Origin of the sequence: Gimesia sp., from assembly GCF_048262075.1 — a bacterium.
In the GTDB taxonomy this organism is placed as follows: domain Bacteria; phylum Planctomycetota; class Planctomycetia; order Planctomycetales; family Planctomycetaceae; genus Gimesia.
The window spans coordinates 449,682-469,997 of the sequence record NZ_JBLXFK010000002.1; the positions used below are offsets into that span (position 1 = coordinate 449,682).

Genomic DNA, 20,316 nt, shown 5'->3' on the forward strand with positions numbered 1-20,316 from the left:
TTGCTTTATCCCAGGTGGAATTTCTGCAAGAGTCCCCGGTAAGCCGCTTCTCCCTGTTCATGCTCCACGACGGCACTGATACGGGTTTCGCTGGTGTTGATCATCTGAATGTTAATGTCCAGATCGGCCAGGGTACTAAACATGGACTGTCCCACTCCCGTATGGCTGCGTAAACCAATCCCGACGACGGACAGCTTGGCGATTTCCGCTTCGTGACTCAGCTCGGCTTCGCCCCATTCTTTCAACAGGGGTGTCACCAGTTCCAGGCTTTTTTCCAGAGAAGTCCGCGGCACCGTGAATGACAGATGCGCCTGCTCGTCTTCTCCCATGTTCTGAACAATCATGTCGACCGAGACCCCACCTTCGGCAACAACCGAGAACAGTCGCGAACAGATGCCGGGGTTGTCAGGGAGATTTCTGACCGTAACGCGGGACTGGCTCTGATCCAGCAATACTTCGCTGACCACAATGTCTTCCATATGAGACAGCTGATTAATAATATCCTGCTCCAGCGAGGTCAGTTTCTGAGCAGACTCGCCTGTCTGCTGACCGTCTGCCAGCATCTCATTGGTCGCAAACGAATAACTGGAGAGCTGATTCAGTTCGAAGCCATTATGAATCACCTGGACTGCTTTTTCACACTGATCGCGGTTCACAAGCACAGTCAGCTTAATCTCACTCGTCGTAATCATGCCCACATTGATATCCGCTTCAGCCAGAATGGCAAACATACGACTGGCCACTCCGTAATGGTTCCGCATTCCGCAGCCCACGATCGAAACCTTGGATAGATTCGTTCCATGTTGGATTTTTCCGGCCCCGATTGCGTCGATAGCTTCGGTAGCAGCCGTCAATGTTTCTGCCAGATCAGACTGGGGAACAGTAAAGGAAACGCGTGCCAGGCCCGCTGTTCCCACATCCTGCACGATCATGTCCAGGCAGATTTTTCGTTCGGCCATCCGCGCGAAAATACTCCCCATGATCCCCGGTTCGTCAGGGATATCAGTCAGACTCACACGCACTTCATCGCGTACAAAAGCGACACCGGTAACGACAGGGGCATCATCCAGAGGTTGCACTGCAATCAGAGTTCCCTCTCCATCGGAAAAAGAAGGACGTACTTTCAAAGGGACCTTGTACTTTTTCGCAAATTCAATGGACCGGGAATGCATGACGCCCGCCCCCAGGCTCGCCAGTTCGAGCATTTCATCGTAAGAGATACTGTCAATTTTGTGTGCTTCCGGGACAATACGGGGATCGGTAGTAAATACACCTTCCACATCGGTATAAATTTCACACATGTCTGCCTCCAGTACGGCAGCCAGCGCGGTCGCCGTCGTATCACTCCCTCCACGTCCCAGCGTTGTGATATTCCAATCCTTATCCCGCCCCTGAAATCCGGCGGCGATCACAATTTTGCCTTCATTCAAAGCAGACCGCATCCGCTCGGTGGAAATCGAAATAATCCGGGCTTTGGTATGAGAAGAATCGGTCACGACCCCGATCTGAGACCCTGTCAGACTGATCGCTTCCACTCCCAGCTTATGCAATGCCATCGCCATCAAGGCCACTGATTCCTGTTCGCCCGTCGACAGCAGCATGTCCATCTCGCGCGGAGTAGGATGGTCCGTAATTTCAGCAGCCAGCCCGACCAGTTCGTCTGTTTTTTTGCCTCGCGCACTGACGACCATCACTACCTGATGTCCTGCCTGCTGCGTTTCAGTTGCCCGACGGGCAGCTGCGACGATCTTGCTGGTATCTGCTACACTCGTTCCACCAAACTTCTGGACAATGAGCGACACTTCTTCTCTCCGTTTCTCTGCAAATGAATGAACAAGGTACTGATCTCACTGACCGTCAGTCGGATCATTCGACCACGGCTGACAAATCGAAACCTGCATTGTCAGTGAATCAGAGAATGAGAAAAGGTAACAAATCGGCCCTTGTTCGTGAATCATCAGACTTTGAGGTTTCGTTAAAACCAGAAAAAGCAGCCGGAAAAAAGGCACATCCCCATCATCTGCACCGGCAATTCGCATTTCGACGGAAATCAACAGTAACCACACGTACACATGCCAATCTGACTCAACCTTGAATCAAAGCCACGATTTCATCAGCAACCAGACTGGCCGCGTGAGGAAAGGCCAGCCGTCGCATACTGGTCGCCATTTGAATTCGCTGCGCTTCATCAAAGATCAACTTGAAAACCGCTTCCTTCAACAGGCTTGCCGTTTGCCTGGCGTCGGGGCTCTGCTCGACAATCGCAGCAGCACCATGCTGTGCAAAATACCGGGCATTCAGTAGCTGATGATCATTCACCGAGCCCGGATAGGGAATTAAAATTGTAGGGCACCCCACACAGGCCAGTTCGGCGAGCGTCGTCGCCCCCGACCGGGAAATCACAAGGTGGGCGCGTGCGTACCATTCCGATAACTCCTCGAAAAAGGGTTGAACTGTGACTTTCAGACCGGGAATAGAACCCAGGAGCCGTTCATAAGTTTTTTCCATACGTGTGAAGTCTTTTTCGCCTGCCTGATGTACGACCCGAATCGTTTTCGGTAGCTGATCCACAGACCGTTCCAGCATTTCTGTCACAGCAGAATTCACCGAGACGGCCCCCTGACTGCCTCCCAGCACCAGAATCACAAATTCGTCACCCTCACTGCAAGAAGTCGACTTCTGCCCCATTTCAGCCAGCTGTCTGATCTCCGTCCGCACGGGGTTACCTGTCACCACGACACGTGGCTTTTGATTTTTTTCGACCTGGGAACTGTTCCAGATCGTATCAGGAAAGGAACTGCAGATCACATCGGCCCGACCAAGTAGAAAGTGATTGGCTTTGCCACAGACAATATTCTGTTCCAGCAACACGATGGGCAGCTTTAAGAGCGAAGCTTCCACAATCACAGGCACACTCGCCATACCTCCCAGGCCAATCACCAGTGCCGGCTTAGACTCCCTGAGATGAGTCCGTCCTTTCCAGTATGCCCGAAAATTATTCAGGAAAAATCGGATCGGGTTACGAAACATCGCTTTCAATGGATAGGTAGGCAGATCGATATGCTCGTATCCCGACCGGGCAATGATCTGTTTTTCGATAGATCGATTTGTCCCCACAAAACTGATTTTACAGTCCCCGCGCGAAACCAGTTCTGCCGCGACTGCCATACCCGGAAGTAAATGGCCACCAGTGCCACCACCTGCGAATACAATCGTGTTGCCGTCGAGAATTGAATGGGACATTGTGAAAGAGAGCTACCTGCCTGGAGTAGACGAATCAAACGAATACAAGTCCTACCAGCATAGGAACATCGTTCCCAAAATCCCAGCTAAGCCTGTTTTTCTGATTCGAGATCCTCTTCATCCTCGTACTCTTCGTCTTCGCACTCTTCATCTTCGCACTCTTCATCTTCGCACTCTTCATCTTCGCACTCTTCATCTTCGCACTCTTCATCTTCGCACTCTTCGGAAGAATCCACCTCTAACGGTGTCTTTTCCTCAGCCAGAGCGACCGCTTCATTCAAGAGCGACTCATCATGCTGATCAAGCTCCGGATCAATCACGAGATCCTCATCGGCCGCTGAGCGTGTCAGGCTGATGATAATTCCCAGTGAAAGCAGGCTCACCATCAGATTTGTACCGCCATAACTGATTAAGGGATGCGAAATCCCTTTGGGCGGTACCATGGCAGTCACAACAGCCACATTGAGAATGGCCTGAAATACCAGTTGCAGTAGTAATGTCAGGCTGACCACATAGGCATAGGAATTCTGTTTCTGGGAACGAATGATGTTCAATCCTGCCAGAAACAGTCCCAGCCATAACCCGACAATGGCAAGAGTACCGATCAACCCCAGCTCTTCGCCGGCGACGGAAAACACAAAATCGGTGTTCGCTTCCGGGAGAAAGCTTAATTTTTGCGCCCCTTTTCCCAGCCCGGATCCGGAAATACCACCAGTCCCTAATGCCATCAGTGACTGTTTTAATTGATAGGGAGCCGATTCCCAGTTGGTCCAGGTATCCAGAAACCCGCTGATCCGTTTCAACTGATAAGGACGTAAAGCAACCAGCATCCCCACCGCAGGCAAGGCACACAGCAGACCGACGATAAAGTTTCGGATCGGCCACCCGCCCAGAAACAGGGCAATCATGACAGCCCCTGCCAGAAACAGGGTTGTCCCCAAATCGGGTTGCTTGATCACCAGGGGAATAATAATCGCCAGCGGAATCAATAGGGGGACCGTTCCCTTGAACCAGTGTTTGACCGAACTGCGACGCTGTACCATCAACCGTACTGTCAGCAGAGGGAGTGCAATTTTTGCCAGTTCAGAGGGCTGCAGGGAAACGGAACCAAACCGCAACCAGCGCTGGGCGCCATTCACCCGCGTACCGATTCCCGGAATCAACACCAGAATCAGTAATACAACGGTTCCCCAGAAAAGCAGGGGTGCACGGTCATACCAGAACCGGGCCGGGAGATACGAAGCAGTCGATGCCACACAGGCCGCAATCGCCAGAAAGATCAGGTGCTTTGATAAATAAACCTGCTCGAATTCCGTCGGCCAGGAGGTGATGCTGGCGCTGTGCACCATCAACACGCCGATCCCCAGCAGCGCGCAGGCCATCGAAATGAACAGGCTGCGATCATGCTCCGACCGAGAATCAATTGGCAGTGATGACTTCATCGGAAATCTCTCATTGATAATGAAGAATACATATCAATGAAATCGACTTCAAAAACAATATGCCCTGAACGGTAAGTCCTTTGAGAAATCACGATTTAGAAACAATCAGTGATGATACGAACCAGCTGACAAAACCGCGCTAACAGGCCTTTTCCCAGCTCAACTCTTTCAGTTGATCCACAGAAACGGCATGACCGGCAAACCGCCTGTAACCCAGAAACTCACGTCGCAATCTTCAGGCTGGAGATCGCGATGATGGCCAGTAATGCAGAGCAGATCCAGAAGCGGACCACAATCTTCATCTCATGCTCCCCTTTAAACAGAAAATGATTATGCAGCGGACTGCAGGCAAGCACACGCACCCCGGTTCGACGATACCAGAACACCTGAATGATCACACTTAAAGTTTCTGCCACGAAGACACCACCGGCAATCACCAGCAAAGCTTCCTGGCGAATCACCAGCGCGGAAAACCCAAGCAGCGCCCCCAGAGGCAACGAGCCCGTATCCCCCATAAAAACCTGGGCGGGATAACAGTTGAACCATAAAAAACCCAGCACTGCACCGACGGTGGCTCCCAGCAGAATACTCAACTCACCCGCCCCCGGGATGAAGGGCACCTGCAGATATTCCGCCATCACTTTATGTCCCGCCAGATAGGTCAATCCGGCGAAGGCAGAACCGGCAAACACCATACAACCACTGGCCAGACCATCCAGACCATCTGTCAAATTTACCGCATTCGAACTGCCCGTCATCACAAACATTGACCAGGGAATGAAAAACACACCCAGGTAACAGACCATGCGGGTCACAGGCATGATCAAATCCAGCCCGGCAGGCACGCTGTTATGATTGAAATACAAAGCGGTGCCAATCACAGCCGAAAGAATCAGTTGAATGACAAGTTTCTGCCGGGGCTTTAATCCGTTCCGGGTGGTACTGAGCTTGATCCAGTCGTCATAGGCGCCCAGTAGCGCAAAGCCGGCAGCAGTCAGTAAGCCCAACTGGACATAACGATTAGAGAGATCAGCCCAGAGCAGACCGGAGATCAGAATGGAACCCACAATAAAGATGCCTCCCATCGTGGGAGTCGCATTCTTGGAGGCGTGAATTTCATTCAGTTTCTCGGAATCACTGTCGACCCGCTCACGAAAGCGTTTCTCCAGCCAACGGATTGCCAGCGGTCCCAGCAGAATCGCGATCAGGAAGGAGGACAGACTGGCCAATGCCATCCGCGCGGTCAGAAACACGCGGGAGTCACCAGTTGAAAGTACTTCAAGTTGCTCCAGGAGAGGAGAAAATGTCTTCACCAGCCAGATAATCATGCAGTAATTTACTCGACACTAACAATCTGAACCAGATCAGTTTTCCTGCGAAGCTACATTGAATTAGAGCCTTTGAGAGAACTCCGGACTCTCTTTCAAAACGACAATAGAGAGGTCCGGGCGCCGAGACCCCAATCCCGACGCCCGGAAATGATTTCACCATAATACAGCAGTGGAGTGATCGACCCAAGTAATCACAATTTCCGACGCTGGTTTGTCCGCCGAAACGGACGCGCTCTGGATTCCCGCAAACCCGAAGCATATGGTGAAATCACAACTTTAGACACATGATATTTTCTTCGCTCCTGTTGTTTCCCTGACTGAAACAGTCTGTTGGAGATGCTGCAGCAGACGCTCCATCCGCATCCCGCGAGACCCTTTCACTAACACAACGTCTCCCGGCTCAAGATGATCAATCACATCTTGAGCCAGCAGTTCCACATCAGCAGCAATAGTAATTTGATTTTGAGACATCCCGGCAGACCGGGCCCCCTGCGACACGGACTCAGCCAGCTTTCCACAGATAAATAGATGATTAACACCAGATTCCGTAACCAGCGCCCCCATCTCCCGATGATAGCGTTTTGTTTCCGGCCCCAGTTCCAGCATGTCCCCCATCACCATAATCCGTTTACCTGTACCGGCAAAGTCGCGTAACACCTGGCATGCCGCTCGCATGGAATCAGGACTGGCATTATAGGTATCATCAATCACAGCCCACTCGCCAATCTGCATTTGATGACAGCGTCCCGGAACAGTGGAATAGTTCCGCAGACTCTCCGAAACATCGTATTCAGAGATCCCCAACTCCCGGGACACAGCGATCGCCGCCAAAGCAGCATTGACGAAATGTTGCCCCACAACCGGTATCAGATACTGCTGATCATTCACCCGAAATGAAATTCCCTGCTGATCCTGCTCTATTGAGACCGCCTGTAAATCATTGTTTTCTCCCAGCCCCACCCGCACAATTCTGGCGGTGGTTCGAGATGTCAGAAAGTCTGCAAACGGGTCATCACCACAGATCACAGCCAGCCCTGACGTCGGCAACTGTTCGAACAATGCTCCTTTTGTTTCCGCAGTCTGTTGCAGAGTCCCAAAATGCTCCAGATGAGAGTGACCAATGCCTGTAATCACCCCGACCTGAGGTCGAACAACCTCAGCCAATTCTCGAATTTCTCCCACATGCGATGCGGCCAGTTCCAGAACCGCAAACTGATGAGATGATTCCATCCCGGCGATACTTAAAGGCACGCCGAATTCGTTATTGAAATTTGCAGGGCTTTGAATCCCTGACAGGCAGGACGATAATGCGGTATAAATCATCGACCGGGTTGTTGTTTTTCCGACACTGCCTGTGACACCGATTACCTGCGCCGCCTGCTGCTCCCGATACCAGCCAGCGAACTGCATTAGAGCCTGATTAACATCTTCGACCTCAAGCAGTACCTGAGAACTAGAATCAGTAACGGCCCCTCGTTTCACAACGCAGGCTGCTGCCCCTCGCGACAAAGCCTGGCTGACAAACTGATGTCCATCTAACCGTTGCCCCTGTATGGCAAAGAACAGATCACCCGCTTGAGTGGTGCGCGAATCAATCGAAATCCCGGCAACCTCAGCCAGTTCCTGAAGCGGGTTTGTTGCCCCCCTCTGAATCACCTGGCTGATTTTGTTGATTGAGATACGATCCATTAGACTGCTCTATTTTTCCTATTACTGAAAATGATTTCTGAAGACAACGACTCAGTTAAGCCGGAACCTTCTGTGAGTTGTCGATACGTTGATTTCGATTACGGAAGAAATTCTCCACAACCAGTCGATCACTGAAAGGAATGATCTGATCGCCGATAATCTGTTCGTTTTCATGCCCTTTGCCGGCGATGAGTACCAGATCACCAGCACGGGCTTCAGCCAAAGCATGATGAATGGCTTCCCGTCGATCAATAATCTGCTCTGGGGAAATGCCTCTGATCCGGCATCCCTCGGCAATCGCTCTGATAATTTGTGCCGGATCTTCACTGCGGGGATTGTCACTGGTAATAATGACCCGATCTGCTTCACATCCAGCCAGCCCCAGCAGACTGCGTTTTGCTGTATCCCGATCTCCGCCGGCACCAAACACACAAAACACACGCTCAGAACAGAGCCGTTTCGCAGAACGAATGACATGGATCAATGCATCATCAGTGTGAGCATAATCTATCAGAATTGTAAAAGACTGCCCACAGGCCACTCGTTCCATTCTGCCAGGCACCGCTGCCAGTTTTTCGATTCCCACAGCAATCTCAGATAATGAGACTCCCAGGCTGAGACAGGCAGCGGCAGCCGCCAGACAGTTGGAAATATTATGCGTGCCGATCAATGAAGTCCGCACCGGGACAGAATCTCCGTTATACAGAAGTTCGAACTCCGCACCTGCCGTTGATTCCTGTCGATTTTGAGCAAGCACATCCGCCTGGCCATCAATGGCATAGGTTAAAAGTGTCTGGGATGCCTTCACCTTGTCTGCAAATGCACGACATGTTGGATCATCCCAGTTCAGGATCACGGTACCATTCTGTTTTACGTGCTGAATCAAACGGGCTTTACAGGCTGCATAGTTTTCAAAATTCTGATGGTAGTCAAAGTGATCTTGCGTCACGTTCGTGATCACCCCCACCTGCAGGTCGGTTCCAGCCAGTCGACTCTGATCCAGCGCGTGACTGGAAACTTCCATCACCGCATGTGTGGCTTTTCTGCAGACCATTTCAGCCAGCAATTGAGAGAGCTCATTTGCATCTGGCGTAGTGAGCGAAGCAGAGCGGGAGGTGATACTGTCGTGATATTCGACCGTACCGGAGAGTCCCGTTCTCCTGCCGGAGTTCTGCAGGATAGATCGTATCAGCCAGCTGACAGTGGTTTTGCCATTGGTTCCCGTGACTCCCACTGTTTCCAGTTGTCGTGCAGGACGCCCCGCTAACTCAGAACAGAGCAGGGCATATACCTTACGCACATCCGGAACAATACATTGCGGTACCTGCAGCCCGGTCAATGGGCGTTCTGTTAAAATTGCTTTCGCACCTTTTTGAATCGCATCGGGAACATATCGTTCCGCACATTCTTTTGTACCGTTCACGACGGCAAACAGATCACCTGGCTGACAACAGCGACTGTCTGAGTGTATCGAAGTCACAAAAATATCAGCGCAATCAACAAAGCTTGCTGAGGGAATCAGTGATCGGATACTGACGGCAATTGTCCCGGGTGACAAGCTGATTGATGAAGAAGATGACATGGATGTGAGGTAAGAACCATGCATTCCAGGAAAACCATTAGGTTAAAGAATTGATGACGACAGGAAACTTCAGTGACGTGATAGCGTGGTAAATAAATCCGGGAAGCCCGAACAGGCAAAGGTATGTGAAATGGATTTATTCAGATTCTGCAATGTCTTAAAGTGGGGAGCATTCTCGTAATTCTTCGATTCAGGTCAACCCAGGAAATTCAAAAAAACAGATCCACATCACCCGACTTGTAATTATTACACAAGCCAGGCGATTTGAACCGCTTCGGCATGCCAGAACCAGCCAGCCTGGAATCGCTCTCCTGGCGGAATACGCTGGCCTTTGACTGCATTCCAATAAGCCCCTGCAGCCCACCAACTGAAAAAACACGTTAAAATCAACGTTTTTCATGTCATCTTATTCTAAATTTAAAATTGGTATTTTTACCTATTTAATACACAATGCTATGGATTCCGAAAATCTGTCTGGGTATCTTGATAATAACTCAGTCGTTACCCATTCATCTCAAAAACGCCCTGAGTGAAGAGAACCTGCAGCCTGAATGGCTGATAGTTTATAAATTTCATAACAGCAAATTCTTGCTAATAATTCGGGACTCTAATTGAGGAGTTAATTCGCTTTACCTGTCAAACGGAGAAGTATTCTTACGCTAATTATCCCCATCTCAGCCAACTTATTCCGATGTGTCAAAGGAGAGAGAAGATGAAACTGAACTCGCGCCTCAAAAAGGGCTTCACTCTTATCGAACTACTTGTGGTCATCGCCATCATTGCTATTTTAATTGCTCTGCTGCTACCCGCAGTGCAACAGGCCAGGGAAGCAGCCCGCCGCTCTACCTGCAAAAACAACCTGAAACAGCTTGGGCTGGCATTTCATAATTACCACGACACACATAACTGCTTTCCATTTTCGTGGTTTGTCGACTCCTCAAACCCCAGCAACCCCAAGGCGGGTGTTTACGGCACCATGCTGCTGCCTAACCTTGATCAGGCAAATCTCTACAACCAATGGAATTCATCCTACCCTGCATTTAATGAACTGGCAGCCATCCCCGCAGTCGCACAGAACCTGACCGTGATCGCAACCCCACTACCAGTTTTTATGTGCCCCTCGACACCTGAAGCTACGAAACATGACTATGACCTTGCAGCCGCGGGTTTCCCATTGACTTACACAGCAGCCCGCTCCGATTATTGCCCGGCCCTCGGTGTACGTGGCAACTATTCAACAATCGCTTACACCGGTCATCCCGCTGCCAGCAGTCGGTCCGGCATGCTGACTAATGTACCAGGTAATGCGATTACCAGAATGCGCGATATCCTGGATGGATCTTCCAACACAATTCTATTAGGTGAAAGAGTTGGTGGAACGAACATTTATAGCGGCACCACTAAAAACTCAGCATTATCAACAGCCTATGGCCCGACAAATGGTGGAGGCTGGGGAGATCTCTTGAACGGCGAACACTGGTATCAAGGCTCACTCCGCGACGGAACTGATGGCGGTGGCGGAGGACCTTGTGCTATCAACTGCACAAATGGACGCAGTGCTGGATTCCTGAGCTTCCACGTTGGTGGCGCTCATTTTCTGCTGGGTGATGGAGCAGTTCGTTTCATTAGTGCAAACATTGGCGCTTACACCTTGGCCAGCCTGACTACCAGGGCAGGTGGCGAAACACTTGGTGAATTCTAAGTATCAGTACCGTTTTTCTGTGCTTATAAAAGATTCTTCCACCTGGAGCAGGCACAAATGCGCCAGGTGGAAGATCGAATTCGACTTGCTTTTCACCCTCTATTTTCTTGAGATTACCCCATGAAACTACTGAATCTCCTATGCTGCACTCTGCTTCCCCTCGCATTCTATAGCTGTGGTAGTGCTGAAGAACCTTATACCAAAGAGACTTTTCCTGTGACGGGTAAAGTCACCGTTGATGGAAAAGAGCCCGGCTCCCCCATTAAAGTCATGTGCCACAAACAGGATGAAATCGATACCGAGCACCCGACGATTTCCGGATGCCAGACAGTCGATGATGGTTCTTTCGAAATCTCAACCTACACTTCTGGTGATGGAATGCCTGAAGGAAAATACGCCCTGACGTTCTTATGGGGAAAACTGGACATCATGTCGCGAAGTTATGGTGGCCCTGACAAGCTGAAAAATCGCTATAGCAAACCTGAAAAATCCGAAATCACATTCACCGTTGAGCCGGGTAAACCAGTGGATCTGGGAATCATAGAGCTCACCACTAAATAATCGGAATCGATTTATAAACCTGATATCTGATTTTACCTGGAAACAGCTATCTGCTTCTCAACCTTCAGGTTAATTTCAATTCTTCCTCACTTAACAGAAAATCGGAACCAGACCATGTTGCTACGCATCTTTTCATCCCTCATTCTGGCCACCATTTGCACCATCGTGACTGCTGCAGAAAACACGAATATTCCAGCAAGACCCACAACAGCCAGCCAGATTCCTGATGCGTTTTTCAAATACATCGAAAGGGAGGAACCAGCCTATAAGTGGGAAATCCATGATTCCTTTTCTCACGAAGGTGTCACTGCATATCCTGTCGAACTGACTTCCCAGACCTGGCAGGGGATGACCTGGAAACACTGGCTTTATATTTTCGAACCGGAAAACGTGCAGATTAACAGCAAAGTGCTGTTATTTGTTACGGGCGGCAGCAATGGAGGCCAGCCCAGTGAAAAACGCTTAAAACCTGCTTTCCTGCTGGCCAAAACGACCGGCGCCCGGATCGCATTGCTTACACAGGTCCCTAACCAGCCACTATTTAATGGAAAAAAAGAAGATGACCTGATTACCGAAACCTGGCTGCGATACCTGAAAACGGGAGATGAAAACTGGCCCCTTCTGTTCCCGATGGCCAAAAGCGCCGTTAAAGCCATGGACGCGATCCAGGAAATCGCTTTGGAAAAACGAAATCTGGTCATCGACGGCTTTGTCATTACCGGAGCCTCTAAACGCGGTTGGACCAGTTGGCTCACACCGGTTGTAGATAAACGAATTATCGCAACCGCTCCCATCGTGATTGATACACTCAATTTTCGCGATCAGATGAAACATCAGATCAATACCTGGGGAAAATACAGCGTACAGATTATTGATTACACGAGCAAAGGACTCATCGTGGAAGGCGAAGAATCAGAACGGGAAAAACACCTGCGCCTGATGATGGATCCTTACACCTATCGCCAGCAACTCACACTCCCCAAACTCCTGATCAATGGCACCAATGATCCTTACTGGGTCGTCGATGCCATGCGTTTTTACTGGTCAGATCTGGTCGGACCCAAATATATTCTCCAGGTCCCCAATGCCGGCCACGATCTGGGTGATGGAGTGGAATATGCCCTGCAGACCTTGGCCGCTTTCTTCATGCACGCCGCTACAGGCAAAGAACTTCCCAAACTGGACTGGGATAACTCAAAAGACTTTGAGCTGAAATTGACCAGTTCCAGCAAACCTTCCCAGGTACGACTATGGACTGCGCAATCCGACAACAAAGACTTCCGTGATTCAAAATGGACTTCCACCGAAGTTATGGCAAACGAATCTGGATACTTAGCTAAAATAAACAAGCCAGACAAAGGGCACGTAGCCTATTATCTGGAAGCTATCTATACCATCAATAATATCCCCTATTCTCTCTGCACAATTACAACATCAAAATAATGTAAGCGCAAGTTTCCCGGGGATTCATTCTCCATATCTTCACAATTTAGAAAGAATTTTATTTTTCATCTATAAGTTTCAAATTTGAATGTTAAGATAATGCTTAACACGACAACTCCGCCAAAATCCTGGAAGGATGGACCGAACCTACTGGTGGTAAAGGAACGATAAGATGAAAAACAAAATGCTCGCCCACGAAACAAACCGTATCCCTGCAAAGACAGCTGCACGTGCTGCTACCATGCAGTTCAATGCCCCCCATTCCCTGGAATGTGAAATTCAGCATGCACTGACTGAAGATGCTGATGTCTGCCTGAACTCGCTGGTCGTACACCGCACCAAAAATGGTGTCTGCCTGAAAGGCGTTCTGGAATTTGATGGCGAGTGCCCGGATATTACCAAACGCATCCAGGCACTGACCGGAATCGAAGAGGTCATTAACCACCTGCTCATCAAACGACGGATGCCTCTCCCCAAAAAAGGTTGAGAGTTTCCAAGCGTTTGTTTGCCCCGTATCAGAGCATGTTAGACTCAGTCTGACACTGCGTTTGTACCTTTTGGGATAGCGCGCTTCCGTCAGCTTTCGCTGACAATTTTGGTAAAAAAACAAAAATTCGTCTGTGCGCCGATTTCGACTTCTGGTAACTTTCGCGAATCAACCTCGCGGTTCGAGGCGTCCTATTCACTGAGTCACATCCGCAATCATGATCACCTGTTTCGACGCCCAATCCAAACCTTACCGATTCACTTAACTCCGGACTGATGCAGTATTTCAGGATGAAAATAGCAACAGACCCCGGCACTTGTTGAAGCACTTATCAGTAGCAGGAAGGCGACTATGAGTCTCAATCAACCCCCCAATCAGGACGTGATGGTTCAAATTCGCTGGCTGATCCGCCGGGACATGCCAGAAGTTCTTCGAATTGAAGAAGAAAGCTTTGAATACACCTGGTCTGAAGAGTATTTTCTCAGTTGCCTGAGACAACGAAACTGTATCGGTATGGTCGCCGAGCACAACCACCAGATCGTCGGTTTCATGATTTATGAACTCCATAAATCGATGATTCAGGTTCTCAACTTTGCCGTCGCTCCCGAATTTCGGCAGCAGGGCATCGGACGCCAGATGGTACAACGCGTGGTTGATAAACTGTCTCAACAGCGCCGTCGTGAGATCGCTCTGGAAGTTCGGGAAACGAATCTGCCAGCCCAGCTCTTCTTCCGTAAAATGGATTTCCGTGCGGTGTCTGTTCTGCGAAACTACTTCGAAGATGCAGGCGAAGATGCCTACGTTCTGCAATACCGACTGGAACGCTCTGAACAGGATTTTGCCCCCGGCCTGTCACCGAAAAGCCGGATCAGCAATTATCTGGATGCTTCTGACGCTGCCTGAAACTGACAGCACATGACCACACACCTGCCAGGCGAGACCACTTCCGAGACTCCTTTGTCAGTCATTCAGGTGCGTGGCGTTCGGGTTCATAACCTGAAAAATATCAACCTGGACATCCCCTTGAATCAACTGGTTGCGGTCTGCGGCGTCAGCGGCTCGGGTAAGACCAGTCTGGCCTTCGACACACTCTACGCAGAAGGTCAGAGACGCTACCTGGAAACCCTCTCCCCTTCTGCCCGACAGTATTTAAACCAGCTCCCCAAACCGGATGCGGACCAGATTTCGCAAATCCCCCCGGCAATTGCCCTCAGGCAGAATTCCAGTCAGCGCTACTTTACATCCAGAGGCCTCGAGTCAACCGCTGGCATTGAAGCGGGGATCCAACATTACCTGCGACTCCTGTATACAGCTTCTGGTCAGATAACCTGTCCGGACTGCCAGATTCCAATCTCCCCGCAGTCACCAGAAACCGTCCTGGCGTTGATCAAAACCTTTCCTGTCGGCATACGCTACCAGATCTGCTATCCGGTCACGACGGGAGAGCATTCGTTACCAGAAATCATTCAGGAGCTCAAACAGCAGGGGCTCAGTCGCATGATCCTGCAGCACAAAGAGTACCAGCTCTCAGACGACCTGACTGTACCACTGTCTGAATTCGACACCGATGAAAATGAAATCCTGGTTGTTCTCGATCGTTTGTCCACCCGATCAATCGACGATCAGCGGATCAGCGAAAGCCTGGAATTCGCCTTCACAGAGTCTTCAGGTCAGGCAACACTCTTATTGATGGAACCTCTACCAGAACAGACAACAGAAACCCTGTTTCAAATCGGGCAGCAACAAGTATTTCGTTTTGACTTTTCGACAGATCTGACATGCCCGCAGTGCCAGCAGGAATTTGCAGAACCCGAACCACAGCTCTTTAATTTCTTCAGCCCCAGCGGTGCTTGTTCCCATTGCCGGGGAACAGGATTTATTACTACAGAATCATCCAGTACGAGTGCTGTGGAAACCTGCCCTCACTGCCAGGGCAGTCGCCTGAATCAGTCTGCTTTAGCAGTCCTGATCAACGGGCAGAATATCAATCAGCTCGGTCAATTACCCATCCGGCAAATACCTGTCTGGCTGCAACAATTTTCGGAAGGACTGACTTCAACAGAAACACAACCACTGGCGCCCGTTTTACGTGAGATCAGGCAGCGACTCTCCCTGATGAATGAACTGGGCCTGGACTATCTGACGTTAAATCGAACACGTTCCACACTCTCCAGTGGTGAAATTCAGAGAACGGCTCTCACTTCCCTGTTATCATCCAATCTGGTCAATACCCTCTATGTACTGGATGAGCCCTCCTCAGGTCTCCATCCCGCCGACAACCAGCGTGTCATAACTGTTCTCCAGAAATTGCGACAGTTGAACAACACTCTGCTCATAGTCGAACACGATGCATCCTTTCTTCGTGCTGCAGAGTATATTATTGAACTGGGTCCTGAAGCGGGAAAGACAGGGGGAGAAGTCGTCTTCTCTGGTCCACTGGAAGCATTCACAGCCAGCGAAATCTCGTCAACCAGCCGGTTTCTAAAATCAACCAAAACGGAACCTCTGAAAACAGAGCCCGGCCAGCAGAGTTCAGAGTGGATCACACTGACCGGCGCATCTCGAAACAATTTGCAGAACATCACCGTTCAATTTCCCTTACGTCAATTGTGCGTTGTGACCGGAATCAGTGGGAGTGGGAAAAGCAGCCTGATTGAGCAGACCCTGTTTCCCATCCTCGCAGCACAACTCTCTGGGACTCAATCCATACAGCACGACGATCATTACCAGTCCCTGTCAGGTGCTGATCAGATCGATGAAGTGATCCTGCTGGATCATGCTCTGCCGGGACAGAATCCGCGCAGTATCCCGGCAACATACCTGAATCTGTTTGACGAAATCCGGTCGATTTTCTCCAAAACACCTGATGCCCGCCTGCGAAATCTTTCCCCGGGTCATTTCAGTTTTAACAGTAAATCAGGGGGGCGCTGTCCGGTTTGCAAAGGAACGGGAAAAGTCGAAATTGACCTGCAGTTTCTCGCAGACTTAACCATGGACTGTCAGGAATGTCACGGCAAACGTTATCAGCGGGAACTGCTGGAGATCAAGTATCGAAAGCTGAATATCGCGGAAGTCCTGGAACTGACCGTGAATGAAGCATTTCCGTTTTTTCGAGGCCAGTCGGCATTACAAAAGAAATTAAAACAGCTGAAAGATGTCGGCCTGGGGTACCTGCCTCTGGGTCAACCGCTGCCGACACTTTCGGGTGGAGAATGTCAGCGGTTGAAACTGGCGGCTTACCTGAATACCAGCAGTCGCAACAAAACGCTGTTCCTGATGAATGAACCGACGCGCGGCCTGCATCCCCTGGATATACAATATGTATTAAGCTGTTTCCAATTTCTGCTGACGGCAGGCCATTCGATCATTTTGATTGAACATAATCTGGATCTCATCCGTGCAGCAGATCATATTATTGACCTGGGACCGAAAGCAGGTGATGAGGGGGGCTGCATCGTAGTGACAGGCACGCCTGCTGAAGTCGCCGCACATCCCACGTCTTATACCGGCCAGGCACTCAATGGGATTTTCGCATAACCCCTGGAGCGCATTACATTTAAGTGTAGCGTCTCTCAATCTGGTATACTCGCGTCAAACAGCCCTGGAAACGCTACAGTAAAGCTGGACACAGCCTAGACAGGCTTGATTACCGTCTTTTCCGCTGACGTTTCCCCTTTTTACCGGAGCGCGAAGAGGACTTCTGGGACGAACCTCCCGTTTTTCCCCGTTGATTTTTCAGATCATCAATCCGATCACGTAACAACGCGGCCCGTTCGAACTCCAGCTTCTCTGCTGCTTCCAGCATTTCCTGCTCCAGTTCTCCCAGAAACTCCTGTGTAATGTATTCCGATTCATCCTTGAAACCAACTGATTCCCGCACCAACTGACGTGCTTCGATCTCCTCTTCAATGCCCCGCTTAATTGCTTTTTTAATCGAAGCGGGAGTAATCCCGTGCTCCCGGTTATACTCTTCCTGAATCGCACGACGCCGCTCGGTTTCGTCCATGGCATTCTGCATACTCGGAGTGACACGATCTGCGTATAAAATGACTTCCGCATTCACATGCCGGGCAGATCGACCGATCGTCTGAATCAGGCTCGTCTCACTTCGCAGGAAACCTTCCTTGTCTGCATCCAGAATCGCCACCAGCGAAACCTCAGGAATATCGAGTCCCTCACGTAATAAATTGATCCCGACCACCACATCATATTTTTGCTCACGCAGGCCACGCAGAATTTCCACGCGTTCAAACGCATCCAACTCCGAATGCAGCCAGGCACAACGAATCCCTTCTTCCTGAAAATAGGAAGACAGGTCTTCTGCCAGTCGCTTGGTCAATGTCGTCACCAGCACGCGTTCATTGACGGCAACCCGCTTGAGAATTTCTGCTTTGAGATGCGGTACCTGCCCGCGCGCGGGTTCAATTCGAATGACTGGATCAATTAACCCGGTAGGACGAATGACCTGTTCCACGACTTCTCCTTCGACGCGTTCCAGCTCCCAGTCTCCAGGCGTTGCAGATACGAAGACGGTCTGTTTTCGACGGGCATTCCATTCATCAAACGTCAATGGCCGATTATCCAGAGCCATCGGCAGACGAAATCCATGATCGACCAGGTTTGTTTTTCGAGAACGGTCGCCGGCATACATCGCCCGCACCTGAGAACAAGTCACGTGGGATTCATCTACAAATAACAGATAGTCTTCCGGAAAGAAGTCCAACAGCGTATCAGGAGGAGAACCCGGTTTTCTTCCCGCTAATGCTCGACTGTAATTTTCGATTCCCGGACAAAAACCCACCTCTTCGAGTAACTCCATGTCATAGCGGGTCCGCGCACTCAACCGCTGCGACTCCAGCAGCTTCCCTTCACTCTGCAGTTCTTGAATGCGTTCATCCAACTCGGTCTGGATCTCCTGAATTGCCGACTCGATTCGCTCCTGGGGTAGAACGAAGTGTTTGGCTGGATAAATATAGGCTTCTTTGACGGTCCGCAGAACTTCGCCGGTCAGCGGATCAATGATCGCCAGGTTTTCAATTTCATCCCCCCAGAACTCAATCCGAAAGGCAAACTCTTCATACGCGGGCCAGCATTCAACGACGTCCCCACGCACACGAAATTTAGCCCGTGATAATTCCATGTTATTGCGATCATACTGAATATCAATCAGCTTTCGCAGCATTTCATCCCGATCAATTTCTTCTCCTACCCGCAGCGGAATCATCATTTCCAGATAATCCTTGGGAGAACCCAGACCGTAAATACAGCTCACACTCGCCACCACAATCACATCACGGCGGCTCACCAGGGCACTGGTCGCCAGCAATCGCAGACGATCAATCTCATCGTTGATGGACGCGTCTTTTTCGATGTAAATATCGCGCTGCGGAATGTAGGCTTCCGGCTGGTAATAATCGTAATAGCTGACGAAGTAGCTGACTGCATTTTCCGGGAAGAATTCTTTGAACTCGGAATAAAGTTGCGCTGCCAGCGTTTTGTTATGCGAGAGCACCAGAGCAGGGCGGCCCAACTCGGCAATCACGTTGGCCATGGTAAAAGTTTTACCCGAACCAGTAACCCCCAGCAGAACCTGATCCGATTTGCCTTCTTTGATTCCCTTGACCAGTCCTTCAATGGCTGCCGGTTGATCGCCCGAAGGCTGGAATTCACTCTTCAGTTGAAACACAGACATGGTCGCTTACAGTCTCCAGATTCAGCCCCTCCAGCAAAACTGACTGGGCATGTAGACAAGATAGGATTCTCTGCCTGTATTGTAGAGAGTCGGCATCCCATTAAGAAAGGGACTGGCAGTACTGCAACGAAAGAAGTAGGACTCTGACAAAAGGACACTTTGAAAACGGCTTACGCTTCCAGTGAAAACGGCTTACGCTTCCAGTTCCGGTTCGTCGTCTGCAGGCGTATCAGGCAGTACCTGAGCTCCGGGAGCAGATTCTGTGATCTCTGCTTCTCCCTCAATCTCTTGTTGATCCGCGGCGACTTCCGCATCCTCTTCCAAGGGGGGCATCACCCAGATTTCGCCATGCGCGACAGGTTGTTCTGCCCGGAAATGGTGATGTCGAAGCAGTTCCAAAATAGCGAGAAAGATACCGATAATCCGGCTGCGAAGTTTTTCCCCTTCGAAGAAACTACTGAAAGTAACTCGTTCCTCGACACGAACACGGGCACCGATTCGTTCCACGTAAGTGGAAATTGGAGTATCATCGTAGGTAATACTGGACTGCTCATCTACTTCTTTGCGCTTGACCACCCGAGCCAGCGCACTGACAAGGTCCCAGAGCTCAACTTCTTTAATCAGATCTTCTGAAGGATCTTTACCCGACTTGGGACGCTCATCAGAAAGTCGAGGATAATGCTCCTGCCATTCTGCAGCCTGTTCTTCCAGCGCATTGGCAGCATCTTTGAATTTTTTGTATTCCAACAACTGCTGAATCAGATCACTGCGTGGATCATCAATAACCTCGGCGATCTCTTCCTCTTCCGCCCGTGGCAGAACCATTCGACTTTTAATTTCAGCCAGGGTACTGGCCATCAGGATAAAATCACCAACCAGATCCAGATCGATCAGTTCCAGTACATCCAGAAATTCATTAAACGAAGCTGTAATGGAAGCGACAGGCAGGTCGAGAATATCCAGCTCATTTCGACGAATCAGGTATAACAGCAGATCCAATGGACCACTGTATATACTAAGGTCGACCTTATATTGGGCAGTCGTCATATTTATTTTCGGGCTCAGTTATGAAAAACGGGCGCTAAACATTAGCGTTATCTCGTTTACTCATTGCGGGTTAGGTTTTTTTATTCGTAGCGGGATC

At 50.1% G+C, this 20,316-nt stretch carries 15 protein-coding genes; 6 read left to right on the forward strand and 9 right to left on the reverse strand.

What is annotated here, in order from left to right:
- Positions 1–5 precede the first annotated feature (5 nt).
- The 7 genes from ACN0YH_RS05450 to ACN0YH_RS05480 all read right to left on the reverse strand — a co-directional run bounded on the left by ACN0YH_RS05450 (position 6) and on the right by ACN0YH_RS05480 (position 9,628).
- Positions 6–1,802, reverse strand: a complete 1,797-nt coding sequence (locus ACN0YH_RS05450) for an aspartate kinase (RefSeq protein ID WP_417378547.1) — start codon at positions 1,800–1,802, stop codon at positions 6–8.
- A gap of 283 nt (positions 1,803–2,085) precedes the next feature.
- Entirely contained in the window at positions 2,086–3,243 is a 1,158-nt protein-coding gene (murG, locus tag ACN0YH_RS05455; RefSeq protein WP_417378548.1) for an undecaprenyldiphospho-muramoylpentapeptide beta-N-acetylglucosaminyltransferase, read from the reverse strand.
- Positions 3,244–3,329: 86 nt separating this feature from the next.
- Entirely contained in the window at positions 3,330–4,685 is a 1,356-nt protein-coding gene (ftsW, locus tag ACN0YH_RS05460) for a putative lipid II flippase FtsW (protein WP_417378549.1), read from the reverse strand.
- Positions 4,686–4,906: 221 nt separating this feature from the next.
- A complete protein-coding gene (gene mraY, locus ACN0YH_RS05465; RefSeq protein WP_417378550.1) occupies positions 4,907–5,998 on the reverse strand; it encodes a phospho-N-acetylmuramoyl-pentapeptide-transferase in 1,092 nt (363 codons plus the stop codon).
- A 294-nt stretch (positions 5,999–6,292) separates the two neighbouring features.
- Positions 6,293–7,705: a UDP-N-acetylmuramoyl-tripeptide--D-alanyl-D-alanine ligase gene (locus ACN0YH_RS05470; RefSeq protein WP_417378551.1), complete on the reverse strand. Its 1,413-nt coding sequence runs from the start codon at positions 7,703–7,705 to the stop codon at positions 6,293–6,295.
- 55 nt (positions 7,706–7,760) lie between these two features.
- Complete coding sequence (locus ACN0YH_RS05475) at positions 7,761–9,185, reverse strand: UDP-N-acetylmuramoyl-L-alanyl-D-glutamate--2,6-diaminopimelate ligase (protein ID WP_417378552.1); 1,425 nt, start codon at positions 9,183–9,185, stop codon at positions 7,761–7,763.
- A 311-nt stretch (positions 9,186–9,496) separates the two neighbouring features.
- Positions 9,497–9,628 carry a hypothetical protein gene (locus ACN0YH_RS05480; protein ID WP_417378553.1) on the reverse strand — a complete coding sequence of 44 codons (132 nt, stop codon included), beginning with the start codon at positions 9,626–9,628 and terminating at the stop codon, positions 9,497–9,499.
- A gap of 371 nt (positions 9,629–9,999) precedes the next feature.
- On the opposite strand from ACN0YH_RS05480, the gene ACN0YH_RS05485 reads away from it, so the two are divergent.
- The 6 genes from ACN0YH_RS05485 (at position 10,000) to uvrA (ending at position 17,017) form a co-directional block, all read left to right on the forward strand.
- Positions 10,000–10,989, forward strand: coding sequence for a DUF1559 domain-containing protein (locus ACN0YH_RS05485; RefSeq protein WP_417378554.1), 990 nt, complete (start codon positions 10,000–10,002; stop codon positions 10,987–10,989).
- A 120-nt stretch (positions 10,990–11,109) separates the two neighbouring features.
- Positions 11,110–11,550, forward strand: coding sequence for a hypothetical protein (locus ACN0YH_RS05490; RefSeq protein WP_417378555.1), 441 nt, complete (start codon positions 11,110–11,112; stop codon positions 11,548–11,550).
- 114 nt (positions 11,551–11,664) lie between these two features.
- Positions 11,665–12,993, forward strand: coding sequence for a PhoPQ-activated pathogenicity-related family protein (locus ACN0YH_RS05495; RefSeq protein WP_417378556.1), 1,329 nt, complete (start codon positions 11,665–11,667; stop codon positions 12,991–12,993).
- A gap of 172 nt (positions 12,994–13,165) precedes the next feature.
- Positions 13,166–13,480 carry a hypothetical protein gene (locus ACN0YH_RS05500; protein WP_417378557.1) on the forward strand — a complete coding sequence of 105 codons (315 nt, stop codon included), beginning with the start codon at positions 13,166–13,168 and terminating at the stop codon, positions 13,478–13,480.
- Between the two features lie 351 nt (positions 13,481–13,831).
- A complete protein-coding gene (rimI, locus tag ACN0YH_RS05505) occupies positions 13,832–14,383 on the forward strand; it encodes a ribosomal protein S18-alanine N-acetyltransferase (RefSeq protein WP_145224601.1) in 552 nt (183 codons plus the stop codon).
- Between the two features lie 12 nt (positions 14,384–14,395).
- A complete protein-coding gene (gene uvrA, locus ACN0YH_RS05510) occupies positions 14,396–17,017 on the forward strand; it encodes an ABC-ATPase UvrA (RefSeq protein ID WP_417378558.1) in 2,622 nt (873 codons plus the stop codon).
- A 109-nt stretch (positions 17,018–17,126) separates the two neighbouring features.
- On the opposite strand, the gene uvrB is transcribed toward uvrA, so the two are convergent.
- Positions 17,127–19,172 carry an excinuclease ABC subunit UvrB gene (gene uvrB / locus ACN0YH_RS05515; RefSeq protein ID WP_417378559.1) on the reverse strand — a complete coding sequence of 682 codons (2,046 nt, stop codon included), beginning with the start codon at positions 19,170–19,172 and terminating at the stop codon, positions 17,127–17,129.
- 192 nt (positions 19,173–19,364) lie between these two features.
- Positions 19,365–20,219: a segregation and condensation protein A gene (locus tag ACN0YH_RS05520; protein ID WP_417378560.1), complete on the reverse strand. Its 855-nt coding sequence runs from the start codon at positions 20,217–20,219 to the stop codon at positions 19,365–19,367.
- Positions 20,220–20,316 lie beyond the last annotated feature (97 nt).